This window comes from Streptomyces sp. NPDC039609 (genome assembly GCF_055596705.1).
This window is the reverse complement of record NZ_JBVIUJ010000017.1, coordinates 83,999-98,059: the sequence shown is the minus strand read 5'-3', so window position 1 is coordinate 98,059 and position 14,061 is coordinate 83,999. Positions and strand designations below refer to the sequence as shown.

The following is a 14,061-nucleotide window of genomic DNA, read 5'->3' as shown; positions in this document are numbered from 1 at the left end:
CCGAATCATGTGGCAGGACTTGTGCAGACAGTGACCCGATGCTGACGCATCCCCTCCAGGCAAGGCAGACTGTCAGGGGCGAAACCAGCGGTAGCAGGTACGGGCAGGGGGAGCTGTGACAACACCCACGACTGAAGTCGCGGGCTTCCTGCGTCGGTGGCTATGCCGCCGCGCAGAGGGCCAGCCCAGCCCTGTTGAGGACGTTCAGCGCGCCCACGTGGTCGGCGTTCGCAAGGTACCCACACCCTGCGCATTCGAACTTCGCTTGGGAGGTGCGGTTCTCCCTGGCGACGTGCCCGCATTCGGGACAGGTGCGGGAGGTGTTGCGGGCATCCACTTCGATCACTCGGCGACCGGCGCTTTCAGCCTTGTTCGCCATGATGTTCAGGAAGGCGCCCCAACCCGCGTCGAGGATGCCGCGGTTCAGTCCGGCCTTTGCTGCGGCACCGTTCGAGAGGAAGACGTCCGCTTTGTCGGGGTCGGGTCTGGGTGCGGGTGCCTTGGTCATGCCCGCCGTGTTCAGTCGCTCGCGCCCGATCACGTCATGCTCGCGAACCAGCGCGAGGGCGGTCTCGTGATGGTGGTCGAGGCGCTGACGCCTGACCCGGGCATGCAGCTTGGCGACCTTCCGTGCCGCCGCTCGGTGCTTCTTCGTCCGACGCTTCGTTCGCTTGGGGAACGTCGCCAGGTACCGCTGCGCCTCGGAAAGAGCCTCGCCGGATGCTGCGAGGAAGCGCGGGTTCGGGACGTGCTCACCGTTGCTGGTGGTGAGGAAGTGGGTCACTCCCATGTCGATGCCGACGATCGACCCCGTGCGCGGAAGCGGCTCCGCGGGAACCTCATCACACGCGAGGATCACGTACCAGTGCCTGCCCTCACGCTTGATGCTGACCGTCTTCACGCGGCCACGCACCGGCCGGTGCTGGTTCACCCGGACGTGGCCCACGCCCTGGAGGCGAACGCGGGTCTGCCGGCCGTGGGGCGTCGAGTCCCAGCGGCAGCCGTCTCCGTCCTTCGGGAACACCACCGTGTCGTAGTGCCCCACGCCTTTGAAGCGCGGATAGCCCGGCGTCAGCCCAGCCTTCACTCGCCGGAAGAACGCGGCGAACGCCCTGTCCAGCCGATGCAACGTCGCCTGCTGGGACGAGAACGACCAGCGCCCCTGACGCTCCGGGTCGAAAGCCCGGATCTCCTTGAGCTGGGCAGACTGATCCCCGTACTTGATACTTGTCTTGGAGGCGTGCCGGTAGGCGTCACGACGCTCCTGCAACGCCCCGTTGTAGAGCAAGCAGTGATCCCGCACCATCTCGGCAAGGGCCTGCATCTGCCGGGCGGTGGGACGCAGACGGAACTTGTACGCACGCATCATTGGGCCCACTCCCCTCTGGCGAGATCCAAGCCGGTACGGACAACCTATCCGGCACCACTGACATCGGTGCGGACCGTACGAAAGCTGAGGTCAGGGCGGTGAGAGAAGCGAATCCCCACCCCGATGGAACGGGGCGTCCCCCCGCTGGACACCGGATGGACCGTGAGAACGGGCCGCGAGTACCGGAGCAGAGGGCTCCGGAGGCGGGTCTCCACAGCGGCGGAGACCTGCGCTTCGGCGTGCTCGGACCGGTACGCGCCTGGCGGGACGGCGAAGCCCTGCCGTCCGGCTCCCCGCAGCAGCGGGCCCTGCTCGCCGCGCTCCTGATGCGCGAGGGCCGCACGGCCACGGCCGCGGAGCTCATCGACGCCATCTGGGGCGACGAGTCGCCCTCGCAGGCGCTGGCGGCGGTCCGGACGTACGCCTCGCGGCTGCGGAAGATCCTCGACCCCGGGGTCCTGGTCAGCGACGCCGGCGGCTACGCGATCCGCGTGCCGGCCGGCGCGGTCGACCTGAACGTCGCCCAGGAGCTGGCGGCCGAGGCCGAGAAGCTGCGGGCGGCCGGGGACCGGAGCGCGGCACGGAGCCGGCTGGGCAAGGCTCTGGGGCTGTGGGACGGCGAGGCGCTGGCCTCCGTACCCGGGCCGTACGCCGAGACACAGCGGGTACGCCTCGAGGAGTGGCGGCTGCAACTCCTCGAGACCCGGCTCGACATGGACCTGGAGGCCGGCGCGCACGCGGAGGCCGTCTCCGAGCTGACCGCGCTGACGGCGGCGCACCCGCTGCGGGAGCGCCTGCGCGAACTGCTCATGCTGGCTCTCTACCGCAGCGGCCGGCAGGCCGAGGCGCTGGCCGTGTACGCGGACACCCGCCGGCTCCTCGCCGACGAGCTGGGCGTCGACCCGTGCCCGGAGCTCTCCCGGCTCCAGCAGCGGATCCTCCAGGCGGACGCCGAACTGGCCCGTCCCGTGGAGGAATCGGCCCCGGCGCCGGTCGTGGCCCGGCCCGCGCAGCTTCCGGCCACGGTCCCGGACTTCACCGGCCGCAGCTCCTTCGTACGGGACCTGGGCAAGCGGCTGTCCACGGCCGAGGGCTCCGTGATGGCCGTGTCGGCGCTCGCGGGCATCGGCGGCGTCGGCAAGACGACGCTGGCCGTGCACGTGGCCCACGAGGCGCGGCCGCACTTCCCCGACGGCCAGCTGTACGTGGACCTCCAGGGCGCCGGCGCGCGGTCGGCGGCTCCCGAAACCGTCCTCGGGGCCTTCCTCCGCGCCCTCGGCACCCCCGATTCCGCGATCCCGGACTCGCTGGACGAGCGGGCGGCGCTGTACCGCTCGACGCTGGACGGCCGCCGGGTGCTCGTCCTGCTCGACAACGCGCGGGACGCGGCCCAGATCCGCCCCCTTCTGCCGGGCACGGCGGGCTGCGCGGCGCTGGTGACCAGCCGGATCCGGATGGTGGACCTGGCCGGGGCGCATCTGGTGGACCTGGACGTCATGTCGCCCGAGGAGGCGCTCCAGCTCTTCACCCGGATCGTGGGCGCGGAGCGGGTCTCGGCGGAGCGGGAAGCGGCCCTCGACGTGGTCGCCGCCTGCGGCTTCCTCCCTCTGGCGATCCGTATCGCCGCCTCGCGGCTGGCCGCGCGCCGCACCTGGACGGTGGCGGTCCTGGCGGCCAAGCTGGCCGACGAGCGCCGCCGCCTGGACGAGCTCCAGGCGGGCGACCTCGCGGTCAAGGCCACCTTCGAACTCGGCTACGGCCAGCTGGAACCGGCCCAGGCACGCGCCTTCCGCCTGCTGGGCCTGGCGGACGGCCCGGACATCTCCCTCGCGGCCGCCGCGGCCGTCCTCGACCTGGAACTCCACGCCACGGAGGACCTCCTGGAGGCCCTGGTCGACACCTCCCTCCTCGAATCCGCGGCCCCGGGCCGCTACCGCTACCACGACCTGGTCCGCCTCTACGCGCGTGCATGCGCGGAGAGGGACGAACAACCGCCGGTGGAGAGGGAGCTGGCGCTCTCCCGGCTGCTGGACTTCTACCTGTCGACGGCGGCCCGCGTCTACGCGATCGAACGACCGGGGGACCGGACCGTCGCGCATCTGGAGGCCACCCACCACGCCGGGCTGGAGTTCTCGGACCACGCCCAGGCCCTCGACTGGCTGCACGCCGAGGCGGACTGCGTGCTGGCCTGCGCCCAGCAGTCCCTCGCTCCCGAGTCGCTGCGCCGGGCCGTCGATCTCCTGATGGCGACGAAGGACCTGGCCGAGTCGGGTATCAACGCCCTCCGGTACGAGATGGCGGCGGTGGCCGCGCGGGACGCGGCGCGGGCGGCCTGCGACGCCCGCTCGGAGGGCCGGGCCCGCACCACGCTCGGCCAGGTGTACAGCACGGCAGGCAGGTTCGACGAGGCCGACGAGCAGGCCCGTCTCGCCATGGACCTCGGCCGTTCCTCGGGCGATCCCTGGACGCGGGGCAACGCTCCCAACGAGCGCGGAATCCTCGCCCTGTACGAGAACCGTCACTTGGACGCCGAGACCCACCTGTCGCAGGCGCGGGACGCCTTCCGCGCCGACGCGAACAAGCCCGGGGAGGCGAGCGCGCTGTGCAATCTGTCGCGCGTGCACCTCGCCACGGGCAGGGTCGCCAGTGCCGTCGAACTCGCCAAGCAGGGCATCGCCATCTACGCGGAGGCGGACACGGGGCTCGCGCTGCGCCTCGCCAACGGCAAGTACGCCCTCGGGCTCGCCCTCACGGCAGGGGGTCAGACCGTGGAGGCCCGCGCCGTGCTGACCGAGGCGCTCGGTGTCTTCCAGGAGAGCCGGCAGCAACTGTGGCACGGGATGACGCTGTTCCGGCTCGCCGAGGTCCACCTCGCCGATCGCAGGTACGCAGCGGCGGCCGCCAACGCCGAACAGGCCCTCTCCGTGCTCCACGGCATCGGCGGGGAATGGCGTCGCGCCAACGTCCTCACGGTCCTCGGCCGCGGACTCAGTGCGCTGGGGCAGACGGACCGTGCGCGGGTGTGCTGGAGCGAGGCGCTCACGGTCTTCGAGCGGCTGGGCTCACCCGAGGCCACCGAGGTGCACGGGCTGCTCCATCCGGCGGCGGTTGCCTGACCCGGGCTGGGCGTTCATCAATCGTTTATCGCCGCACGGCACTCTCATGCATGTCGATCCGCCGCGTCGGGGGGCAGACGGATCGCTACGAGGCCCCACCGTTAAGGTGTTCGGCCCTGGACGTCCGCCCGGCGGTCCACGGGGGAATTGCCGGGCGGACGTTTCAGTCCCACCAAGCACAACGACTTCAGGAGCTGACTCCATGGCCGACAACCTCAAGCCCACGGATTCGCACGCGACGGGCGAGGACATCACCACCCTGGACTCGCACGCCACGAGCGAGCCGATCAAGCCGCTCGACTCCCACGCCACGGGCGGGGACATCACCACCCTGGACTCGCACGCCACGAGCGAGCCCATCAAGCCGCTCGACTCCCACGCCACGGGTGAGCCGCTCACGTAACGATCCGAGCCGGCCCACGGGGGAAACAGGGGGCCGGCTCGCAACGGGGGACGGCATCGGCGACGCCATCGGGGGAGCCGCCGAGGCCGTGACTGTCCGGATCGCCGAAGCACCAGGCACGGGGGACGTCCGACGGCCGGGGGGACCGGTCGGGCAGGGCCTGGGGCGCAGTGACGGGACAGCGGAAAGAGGGGCCGGGCAGATGCCCGGCCCCTCTTGCATGGGTGCCGCCGGCCTCGGCGTCGCCCGGCTGACGGCCGCGCTCGTCCTCGTCGGCCGTCACGGGGCCACGGTGTTCGACCGCCCTCCCGCGCCACCGCCCTCGGTCACACCGGTCGGACCATGGCCTCCGGGCCGCCCTGGTGGCCGAGGGGGTGCTCGACCGGGCCGCTCCGGTGGACTGGATCGTGGTGGACACCCGGGACGCCTTTCCGCCCGGCGCCGTCGAGACCGTGCTCCGGCGGGCGGAAAGGCTGGGGTGGCTGCGGGTCCACGCGGCGCACGGCATCGTCGTGCTCCGGATCAGCCGCGCGCGAACGACCCCAGGCCCACCAGGCAGTACACGTATTCGTTGACCGTCGCCCCGTTGATCGTGTAGCGGTGGGAGAACGCGTACTGCGTCTTCGGGTTGTCGTTGCAGCGGTTCAGGTCCGAGGTCAGGGGGATCGTCTCGATCACGCGGTAGTGCGCGTCCGAGGCCGAGCAGGGGACCTCCTCCACGTTGCTCACGCTCTGCGCGGTCGTCGAGTCCGGCAGGCGTCCGTTGAGGCAGGTGCCCTTGGCGTACGGGTCCGGCGCCGCCTCCGTCGTCGGGGCGGTGGTGGGGGTGGTGGTCGTCGGGAACGCGGACGTGGTGACCGGGACCGTCGGCGAACCGGCCGTCGGAGCCTTGTCGTCGCTGTCGTCGGTGAGGACGAGCACCGCGATCACCGCGCCGATCACGCCGAGCGTCACCAGGCAGCCCAGCGGACTCGACTTGCGTGGCGGCTGAGCCGGGCCGGCGACCTGGATGCGCAGGAGCACCGTGCTGTTGCCGACCTGGGTCGGGATCACATCGCCGTTCCGGCACGGAGGGATGCGGATGTGGGCGGGGCCCGTCGGCAGCGTGAGGGTGAGGGTCACACCCGTCGCCGCCTGCTGCGGGGTCAGGGTTATGGGGAGTTCGGGAGTCGACACCGGCTGCTCCAAGGGAGACGAGGGCAAGGGGACGCAGTGCGTTGCGGATTGTGCCGGTGGTGCCCACGCTGAAGCCGACGTTCCGCCAGTCAGCGACGATGTTGTGACCTCAGCACCCCCTTCACCACCTTCCCGCTCGCGTTCCTCGGCAGCTCGCCCACGAACTCCACCTCCCTCGGGACCTTGTAGTTCGCCATCTCCCGCCGCGCCCACGCGATCAGATCGTCCGCCGTGGCCCTCGCCCCGGCCCGCCGGACCGCGAACGCCTTCCCGACCTCTCCCAGGCGCGGGTCCGGGACGCCGATGACCGCGACATCGGCGATGTCCGGGTGCAGGCCGAGGAGTTGCTCGATCTCCGCCGGATAGGCGTTGAAGCCGCCGACGATGAACATGTCCTTGATGCGGTCCGTGATCCGCAGGTTGCCCGCCTCGTCCAGGACCCCGACGTCGCCGGTGTGGAGCCAGCCGTCCGCGTCGACGGACTCCGCGGTGGCCGTGTCGTCCTCGAAGTAGCCGCTCATGACGTTGTGGCCGCGCACCAGGACCTCACCCGCCGCCGAGAGACGGACCTCCGTGTCGGGGATCGGGCGGCCCGAGGTGGTCGCGACGACGTCCGCCGGGTCGCCCCTGCGGCACATGGTGACGATGCCGCTCGCCTCGGAGAGGCCGTACGCCGTGAGGACCGTGCCGACCCCCAGCTCGCCGCGCAGCCGCTCGACCAGCCGTAGCGGCACGACTGCCGCGCCCGTGACCACGAGCCTCAGGGCGGAGAGGTCGTACGAGGATCTGGCGGGGTGGTCCAGGAGCGACTGGTGCAGGGTCGGCGGCCCCGGCAGGACCGAGATGCGTTCGGCGGCGATGTTCGCGAGCGCGGTGTCCACGTTGAAGACGGGCTGCGGGACCATCACCGCCCCGCGCATCAGGCAGGCGATGATCCCGGCCTTGTAGCCGAAGGTGTGGAAGAACGGGTTCACGATCAGATAGCGGTCGCCCTCCCGCAGGCCGGCGAGTTCCGACCAGATGCCGTAGCAGCGCAGTGTCTGGGCGTGCGTGATCACCGCGCCCTTGGGGGCGCCCGTCGTCCCCGAGGTGTAGATGATGTCCGAGGGGGCGGCGGAGTCGATCGCGTCGGCCCGGGCCCGTACCTCCGCCGTCGAGACGGACTCGCCCTCCGCCAGGAAGTCCTTCCAGGTCGTGTACTCCTCGGGAGCGGCGTCCGCGAGCACCACCACCCGTTCCAGGTCCGGGAGTTCGACCCCGGCGCGGCGCAGGGACGCGACGTACGAGGTCCCCAGGAACGTCCCGGTGATGAAGAGCAGCTTCGCCCGGGACCGCGCAAGCACGTACGCCGCCTCGGTGCCCTTGAAGCGGGTGTTCAGCGGGACGAGCACCGCTCCCGCCGTCACCGCGCCGAGGGCCGAGACGATCCAGTCCAGGGTGTTCGGCGCCCAGATCCCGACCCGGTCGCCGGGCTCCACACCCGCCGCGAGACAGGCCGCCGCCGCCCGTTCGACACGCTCGCCCAGCTCCTCGTACGAGACGCGGGTACGCCCGTCGACCACCGCCTCGGCCCTCCCGTACCGTTCGGCCGCCGAGCGCACCAGCCCCGCTATCGAGCCCCATTCCAGGTCACCGCGCATTGCAGTCCCTTCCGCCGCACCCGTAGCTGACTATCCGTCAGATTAGCTGTACCCTGACGCGCTGTCAGCAGCTCGCGATCGGGGAGGTTGCAGTGCTCAAGGACGCCACGGCCATCGTCGGGATCGGACAGACACCGTTCGCGAAACGGCTCCCCGAGTCCGAGAAGACGCTCGCCTGCCGGGCGATCCTCGCCGCCCTCGACGACGCCGGCATCGCACCCTCCGAGGTCGACGCCTTCGCCTCGTACACGATGGAGGAGACCGACGAGGTCGAGGTGGCCAAGGCCATCGGCGCCGGAGACGTCACGTTCTTCTCCAAGGTCGGATACGGCGGCGGGGGCTCGTGCGCCACCGTCGGCCATCTCGCCGCCGCCGTCGCCACCGGGCAGGCGAGCGTCGGGGTCGCCTGGCGGTCACGCAAACGCGGCAGCGGCCCCCGGCCGTGGAAGAACACCGCCGTGCAGCTGCCCACCCCCGGCCAGTGGACCCGCCCCTTCGGGCTGCTCCGCCCCACCGACGAGATCGGGATGCTCGCCCGCCGCTACATGCACGAGTACGGCGCCACCCGGGACCACCTCTTCAACGTCGCCCTCGCCTGCCGCAACCGCGCCAACCAGAACCCCGCCGCGATCATGTACGAGCGGCCGCTGACCCGCGAGATGTACATGACCGCCCGCTGGATCAGCGAACCCCTCTGCCTCTTCGACAACTGCCTGGAGACCGACGGGGCGCTGGCCTGTGTCATCGTCAGCGCCGAGCGGGCCCGCGACTGCCGCCGGAAGCCCGTGTACGTCCACTCCGTCGCCCAGGGACTGCCCTCCCAGCACCACGGGATGGTCAACTACTGGAACGACGACCCGCTCTCCGGCCCCGCCTGGACCGCCGCCCGACACCTCTGGAAGCAGGCCGACTTCGGGCCCCAGGACGTCGACGTGGCCCAGATCTACGACGCGTTCACCCCGCTCATCCCGCTCTCCCTGGAGGGGTACGGATTCTGCGACCGCGGCGAGGGCGCCGCGTTCACCGAGGGCGGCGCGCTGGAGATCGGCGGACGGCTGCCGATCAACACCGGCGGCGGCGGACTCTCCGAGGCGTACGTCCACGGCTTCAACCTCATCAACGAGGGCGTGAAGCAGCTCCGCGGCACCTCCACCGCCCAGGTCCCGGACGCCGCCACCTGCCTGGTCACCGCCGGTGAGGGCGTCCCCACGTCGGCGATCCTTCTGAGGAGTTGAGACACGATGCTGACACCTGTCGTCGACGAGGACGGCGCCCCCTTCTGGGAGTACGCCGCCCGGGGCGAGCTGAGGATCCAGGGCTGCACCGACTGCGGCGAACTGCGTTTCCCGCCCCGGCCCTGCTGCCCGCACTGCCAGTCCTTCGGCAGCGAGTGGCGCCTCATGTCCGGGCGGGGCCGGATCTGGTCGTACGTCCTGCCCCACCCGCCGCTCCTGCCCGACTACGCCGCCCAGGCCCCGTACAACGCCATCCTCGTCGAGCTCGCCGACGCGCCCCGCATCCGGCTCGTCGGCAACGTCGTCGCGACCCCGGACGCGGCGCTCGACTCGGTCGACCCGGCGCGGCTGCGGATCGGGGCCGGCGTACGGGTGGCCTTCACCGAGATCGACGGCGTGACCGTGCCGCGCTGGCTCCTGGAGCGCGGATGACCGTCACCGTCGTACGCGACAAGGAGACGGGCGTCGCGGTCGTCACCCTCGACCGGGCCGAGAAGCACAACGCGATCACGCTGGACATGGCCCGGCAACTGGCCGGCACCTGGCGGGAGTTCCGGTACGAGGACGAGGTACGGGCCGTCGTGGTCACCGGCGCGGGCACCCGGGCCTTCTGCACCGGTATCGACCGCTCGGCCGAGGTCCCGCAGCCCTCGTCCCCGTACACGATCGACGATCCGCTGATCGCGATCGGCCCCAAGGCCAACGACCTGTGGAAACCGGTGGTCGCCGCCGTGGAGGGGATGGCCTGCGGCGGGGCGTTCTATCTGCTCGGGGAGGCGGAGTTCCTCGTCGCAGGCGAGGGAGCGTCCTTCTTCGACCCGCACACCACCTACGGGATGGTCAGCGCCTTCGAGACCATCCACATGGCGCAGAAGATGCCGTTCGGCGAGGTGGCCCGCATGGCTCTCATGGGGACCGCCGAACGGGTCTCGGCCCGCCGGGCGTACGAGACGGGGCTCGTCTCCGAGCTGACGGAGCCCGGCGGCGCCCTGGACGCCGCCCGCAGGGCCGCCGCCGTCATCGCCTCGTACCCGACCGAGGCGGTCCAGGGCACGGTCCGCGCCCTGTGGTCGGCCAAGGAGGCCGCCCGGGCGCAGGCCCTGGCCCACGCCCCTCATCTGATCGCGCTCGGAAACCTGGCGCCGGAACGGCAGGCGGAGCTGTTCACCCGCAGGGGCGGCGGCCACCGCCTCCGGTAAGGCGTCCGGCCTCAGCTCCCTTCGGGCGTCACTGCTGCTTGCGCACGTCCCACACCGAGCAGCTCTTCACCTTGTCGACGGACTTCGGGGTCTTCATCGCGACCTCGAATTCCTTCGACTCACCCGGCTCGACCGTGATCAGCCGCTCGGCCGAGTCGACCCGCGTGCCCACGGAGCCCTGGAACTCCAGGGTGACCTTGAAGGTCTCCGTGAAGGTCTCGCGGGAGGTGATCCGCAGCGTGGCGGTCGTGTCCGCCTTACGGGCGGGCTTGCCCTTGCGCTTCTTCTGCGCGGGCTTGACGCAGTCGACGACCACGACGTCCACCGTCGACGTGGGAGAGGACGACACGGTCGGGGTCGCCGTCGGCGAGGACGTGTAGTCGCTGCCGCCCGAGCTTCCGGAGAGGTCGTCGCTGTCGTAGTCGTCGTTCTTCTTCTTGGAGCTGGAGCAGCCACCACCGCTGGAGCTCTTGCTCTTGCTCTTGCCGCTCTTGCTCTTGCCGTGGCTCGTCGTCTGGAAACCCGTCAGCGCGAGCACCACCATCGTGAGCGTCGCCGTGAGCCTGAGGCCCCGACGGCGCGCCGTCCCCGTTGCCATCCCTGGCCCTTCCTGTCGTGTCCGCGCCACCCTAGCGCCGCGTGGCGGGGCCCCCGCACCCGGCGTAGCGTCGACAGCGAGAGCCGGACCGTGAGGAGGCCGATCGATGATCCGCAACGTCATCGGCTCGGTCCTGGCCCTCGCCGGAGCGACGGCCGCCGTCTGGAGCCCCTTCCGTGCCTGGTACGACGGCCGTCACGGCAGCGATTACCCCATCGAGGACCTGTTCGGGGGCATCACCGACGCCAAGGCCGAGGTGATCGGCTCGATCCTGCTGCCCTTCGCCTTCGCGGCCGTGGTCACCCTCGCCGGCGTGGTGTTCCGCTCCCGCCTGCTCGTGGCCCTCGCCGGACTGATCGTGCTCGGCTTCACCATCCTGTGGATGGTCCGCGTCGGCCAGGCCGAGGGCAGCCTGACGATCGCCGGCGACGGTACGGGGCTCGGCGACGGCGTCGCCAGCGCCTTCGGCGGCGGCGTGTTGCTCCTTCTGGCGTCCCTGGTCATGTCGGGCCGCGGCCGCGCGCGCCACGTCCCCCTCGAACCGGAGGCCGGCCGGCCCGCGGAGCCCACGCAGCCCCTGTACCCGACCCAGCCCACGTACCCGACTCCGGACGCCCCGTACGAGACCCCCACACGGACCATGGACGTCCCGTCCTGGCCCCAGGACACGACCCCCGAGCCGCCGAATCCGAACCACCGCGCGTGAACCGGGCGCGCCCGACCTCGGCGCGCTCCACCGGACGGACCCGACCGAACGCGCCCGTACCTCGGCGCGCCCTACCGGACGGACCCGACCGGAAACACCCGACCGAACGCGCCCGACGGCCGCGGCGCGCCCGACCCGGCTCACGCCCTGGGCGCGGCCGCCCCACGACCCGTCGCGGTGCCCTTCACCGCGTCCAGCGCGTACACACAGCGGTCCTTGCTGCACGCGTACACGACCCCGCCCCGCGCCACCGGCGAGCCGGTGATCTCGCCGCCGGTCGCGAGCTTCCAGCGCAGCTGGCCGCCCATCGCGTCCAGCGTGTAGAGGACGTGGTCCGCCGAACCGAAGTGCACCCGGCCGTCGGCCACGACCGGGGCGCCGATCAGCTCGCCGCCCGCCGCGAACCGCCACTTCGGGGTACCGGTCACCGCGTCGAGCGTGTACAGGGCGCTGCCGCTGCCCACATGCACGTTGCCGTCGACGACCAGGACCGGCTCGATCGACTGGCGGGACTCCGTCGCGATCCGCCACCGGTCCTGGCCGGTGGTCGCGTCCAGCGCGTACACGGTGCCGAGGTAGTCGGCGAGATAGACCCCGCCACCCGTGACGGCGGGCCCTGGGGCGAAGGTCGGCGGGGAGAGGAACACCGCGGGCGCCTCGAAGTGCCAGCGAACGTGCCCGCCCGCGATGTCGATCGACAGCACGCGCGTACCGGCCGCGACGTACACACAGCCGTCCTCCGCCGGAGTCACCCGTACGGGGACGTTGCCGCAGGAGGCGGCGTCGCCGACCGGGTACGACCAGCGCTCCGCACCCGTACGGGCGTCCAGGGCCTGGAGCCGGGCGTCGCGCCACACGTACACCGTGTCGCCGTGGACGGCGGGCCCGGCCTCCGGGGTCTCGAAGTCCGTCTGCGCGCCGGTGACCTCCCACAGCTTGGCGCCGTTGGACGCCTCCCAGCCCTGGACCCCGCCGCCCCGGGTGCCGGTGACGACCGTGCCCCGGTCGATCTTGAGGGAGTACACCCAGGCGTCCGTCTGGAGCCGCCAGCGCTCACTGCCGTCGGTGGCGTCGAGCGCGTACAGCGTCGGCCCGTCGGAGGCGTGGACACGGCCCTGCGCCACGGCCATGGACCAGGCCACGTCCCGGGTCTTGAACTGGCGGCGGCCACTGGCCACGTCTAGGGCGTGCACCTCGAAGGAGGTGACGTAGAGCAGGTCGCCGGCGACGACCGGCGTGCCCCAGACGTCGTTCGACATCCGGAAGCGCCAGGGCCGCCAGTGCGCGGGCTCCTGCGTGGCCTCCGGTGCGGGGGCGGGGGCGGGCAGCGGGCGGGAGCCGGGCGGCGGGCCGGGCTCGGCGCCGTTCGGACCGCCGCCGGGCGGGCGGATCCAGCCGGTGGCCGGACCGGCGTCGACGACCGACCCGACGGCGGCGCGGGTGTCGGCGACCCGCAGGCCGGGACCGATCGGGACGGCGGCACCGGCGAGCCGTACGGGACCGGCGGCCTCGGCCGGCGCGGCGTGACGACCGCCGCCCGGCTGGCCGGAGTGCGCGTCGCCGCCCCACTCCGGCGTGGACCGGGGCGGACGCGGCGGTGCGGGCGGGGCGGCCGGGGGCGGCGGGGCACTCGGGCGGCCCCCGCGGCGCGTCTCGATCATGGCCGTGGCGCGCTGCGGCAGCCATGCCGAGGCCGTACCGCTGTCGTCGCTGCCGGAGCCGAAGAGATGGGGTGCGAGCTGTGCCTGGAGGTCGGCCGGAGTGGGCCGGCGCGACACGTCCATCTGCATACAGGACTCGATGAGCGGACGCAGCTCGTCGGGCAGACCCTCCAGGTCCGGCCCCTCCCTGAGCAGCATGAAGACCGTCTCGACGGGGTTCGCGCCATGGAAGGGAGCATGACCGGTGGCCGCGAAGACCAGCATCGAGCCGAGCGAGAAGACGTCGCTGGCGCCGGTGACGCTGCGCGAGTCACGGGCCTGCTCGGGCGACATGTACGCGGGCGTGCCGACGGCGACGTTGGTCATGGTCAGGCGGGTGTTCGAGACCCCGGAGGCGATACCGAAGTCGATCACCCGGGGACCGTCCTCGACGACGAGGACGTTGGACGGCTTGAGGTCGCGGTGGACCAGGCCCGCGCCGTGGATGGACTGCAGGGCCTCGGCGACACCGGCGGCCAGCCACCGCACGGCCTGGGCCGGCAGCGGCCCGCACTCGTTCACTATCTCTTCGAGGGAGGGCGCGGGCACGTACGCGGTGGCCAGCCAGGGCACGGCGGCCCGGGGATCGGCGTCGACGACGGCGGCCGTGTAGAAGCCGGAGACGGCACGCGCGGCCTCGACCTCACGGGTGAAGCGGACACGGAACAGCTGGTCCTCGGCGAGCTCGGTCCGCACGGTCTTGATCGCCACGCGCCGCCCGGACGCCGAGCGCGCGAGATAGACCAGGCCCATGCCACCTGCACCGAGCCGGCCCAGCACCTCGAAGGGCCCGATCCGTCTCGGGTCGTGCTGCGTCAGCTGCTCCACTTGCCTGCCACCTCCCCGTACGGGCCATGAGAATACGGCCCCGTGGCCCTGATTCTTCCTGTCCGAGGCGACGGTTGCGAACCCGGGGGCG

Annotated in this window: 11 protein-coding genes; 6 read left to right on the top strand and 5 right to left on the bottom strand. The window is 72.1% G+C overall.

The window, feature by feature from the left end; all coding sequences use genetic code 11:
* Positions 1 to 160 precede the first annotated feature (160 nt).
* Positions 161 to 1,369 (bottom strand): RNA-guided endonuclease InsQ/TnpB family protein, encoded by a 1,209-nt coding sequence (locus ACZ561_RS36010; protein ID WP_471003605.1) that lies wholly within the window; start codon positions 1,367 to 1,369, stop codon positions 161 to 163.
* Positions 1,370 to 1,524: 155 nt separating this feature from the next.
* On the opposite strand from ACZ561_RS36010, the gene afsR reads away from it, so the two are divergent.
* The gene (gene afsR / locus ACZ561_RS36005) at positions 1,525 to 4,485 is read left to right on the top strand and encodes an SARP-family global regulator AfsR (RefSeq protein WP_471003603.1); all 2,961 of its coding nucleotides are present in this window, start codon (positions 1,525 to 1,527) and stop codon (positions 4,483 to 4,485) included.
* A 202-nt stretch (positions 4,486 to 4,687) separates the two neighbouring features.
* A complete protein-coding gene (locus ACZ561_RS36000; RefSeq protein WP_471003601.1) occupies positions 4,688 to 4,888 on the top strand; it encodes a hypothetical protein in 201 nt (66 codons plus the stop codon).
* A gap of 522 nt (positions 4,889 to 5,410) precedes the next feature.
* Here the strand turns inward: ACZ561_RS36000 and ACZ561_RS35995 are convergent.
* Both ACZ561_RS35995 and ACZ561_RS35990 read right to left on the bottom strand, forming a co-directional pair.
* Positions 5,411 to 6,064, bottom strand: coding sequence for an LppU/SCO3897 family protein (locus ACZ561_RS35995; RefSeq protein ID WP_471003598.1), 654 nt, complete (start codon positions 6,062 to 6,064; stop codon positions 5,411 to 5,413).
* 89 nt (positions 6,065 to 6,153) lie between these two features.
* The gene (locus ACZ561_RS35990; protein WP_471003595.1) at positions 6,154 to 7,704 is read right to left on the bottom strand and encodes a FadD3 family acyl-CoA ligase; all 1,551 of its coding nucleotides are present in this window, start codon (positions 7,702 to 7,704) and stop codon (positions 6,154 to 6,156) included.
* Positions 7,705 to 7,796: 92 nt separating this feature from the next.
* Here ACZ561_RS35990 and ACZ561_RS35985 point away from each other — a divergent pair, with 92 nt between their 5' ends.
* From ACZ561_RS35985 to ACZ561_RS35975, 3 genes are read left to right on the top strand one after another with little or no spacing between them, the layout of a single operon-like run.
* Positions 7,797 to 8,939: a lipid-transfer protein gene (locus ACZ561_RS35985; protein ID WP_471003593.1), complete on the top strand. Its 1,143-nt coding sequence runs from the start codon at positions 7,797 to 7,799 to the stop codon at positions 8,937 to 8,939.
* 6 nt (positions 8,940 to 8,945) lie between these two features.
* Positions 8,946 to 9,371 (top strand): Zn-ribbon domain-containing OB-fold protein, encoded by a 426-nt coding sequence (locus ACZ561_RS35980; protein WP_376445540.1) that lies wholly within the window; start codon positions 8,946 to 8,948, stop codon positions 9,369 to 9,371.
* Positions 9,368 to 10,138, top strand: coding sequence for an enoyl-CoA hydratase/isomerase family protein (locus tag ACZ561_RS35975; protein ID WP_471003590.1), 771 nt, complete (start codon positions 9,368 to 9,370; stop codon positions 10,136 to 10,138). The genes ACZ561_RS35980 and ACZ561_RS35975 overlap by 4 nt, the downstream gene beginning before the upstream one ends.
* A 28-nt stretch (positions 10,139 to 10,166) precedes the next feature.
* Here ACZ561_RS35975 and ACZ561_RS35970 read toward each other — a convergent pair whose 3' ends face one another.
* Positions 10,167 to 10,736, bottom strand: coding sequence for a hypothetical protein (locus ACZ561_RS35970; protein ID WP_471003587.1), 570 nt, complete (start codon positions 10,734 to 10,736; stop codon positions 10,167 to 10,169).
* Positions 10,737 to 10,842: 106 nt separating this feature from the next.
* On the opposite strand from ACZ561_RS35970, the gene ACZ561_RS35965 reads away from it, so the two are divergent.
* Entirely contained in the window at positions 10,843 to 11,442 is a 600-nt protein-coding gene (locus ACZ561_RS35965; protein WP_471003584.1) for a hypothetical protein, read from the top strand.
* A 140-nt stretch (positions 11,443 to 11,582) separates the two neighbouring features.
* On the opposite strand, the gene afsK is transcribed toward ACZ561_RS35965, so the two are convergent.
* Positions 11,583 to 13,970: a protein serine/threonine kinase AfsK gene (gene afsK, locus ACZ561_RS35960; RefSeq protein WP_471003581.1), complete on the bottom strand. Its 2,388-nt coding sequence runs from the start codon at positions 13,968 to 13,970 to the stop codon at positions 11,583 to 11,585.
* Positions 13,971 to 14,061 lie beyond the last annotated feature (91 nt).